Raw genomic sequence first — 945 nt, forward strand, 5'->3', positions numbered from 1 at the left:
CTACCAAACCAGAACAGGATCAGCGATGCCACCGGACACGCTGATCGCGTTGCTGCTGGAGCGGAGCCTGGAAATGGTGGTAGCCATCCTGGCGGTGTTAAAGGCCGGAGGCGCCTATGTACCGCTGGATAAGGATTACCCGAAAGAGCGGATAGCCTACCAGCTAACCGACAGCGGGGCAGAGCTGATCCTGACGCAAAGGCACCTCAACCCGGAACTTCCGGCAGCCAAGCTGATCTGTACCGATCTGAGCGAATCGTTCTACCGGACAGAAGAAACGACGAACCTGCCCAGGTACAGCAATGCAGCCAACCTGGCCTATGTGATCTATACCTCAGGTACCACAGGCAAACCCAAGGGGGTAATGGTAGAACACCGGAGCTTAGTTAATTTAATTACCGGTCTGTATCCCATATATAAAACAACCCCGGAAGAAATTTATGCGATATTTTATAACTATGTATTTGATGCTTCGCTGGAGACATTGTGTCTGGCCCTGTTTTCCGGTGCAGAGTTGCATATATTAGGGAGTCGTCATATAGATGATGGCGCGCAGTTTGAAAGTTACGTGACTGATAACAGGATAACCCATTTGGATGCGACGCCATCGTTTTTGCGGTCGATAGATCCGGCTAAAATTTCAAGCGTAAAAAGGGTGGTATTTGGCGGGGAAAAACTTCCGAAGCAGCTTTTTATTGATTATCAGAAACACATAAAGAATATTGCAAACGCGTACGGTCCTACCGAAGCGGCAATTACATCGGTTATTTCTACCGGATCGAATCTGTTAGGAAAGGCGAATATTCAAAATACCCGGCTTTATGTACTCAGTAAATTTTTGACCCCCGTACCCATCGGCGTTCCCGGGGAGTTATACATTTCGGGTGCAGGATTGGCGCGGGGCTATCTGAACCAGCCGGAGCTAACAGCCGCCAGGTTCATAAC

1 protein-coding gene is annotated in these 945 nt (G+C 49.3%); it reads left to right on the forward strand.

The genetic code is table 11. From position 1 onward, the window contains the following. Positions 1-25 precede the first annotated feature (25 nt). The coding region (locus ACFQZS_RS12140) for an AMP-binding protein (RefSeq protein ID WP_377100572.1) at positions 26-945 on the forward strand (920 nt) is incomplete at its 3' end.

The sequence above is a fragment of the Mucilaginibacter calamicampi genome (assembly GCF_042676765.1).
Lineage (GTDB): Bacteria > Bacteroidota > Bacteroidia > Sphingobacteriales > Sphingobacteriaceae > Mucilaginibacter > Mucilaginibacter calamicampi.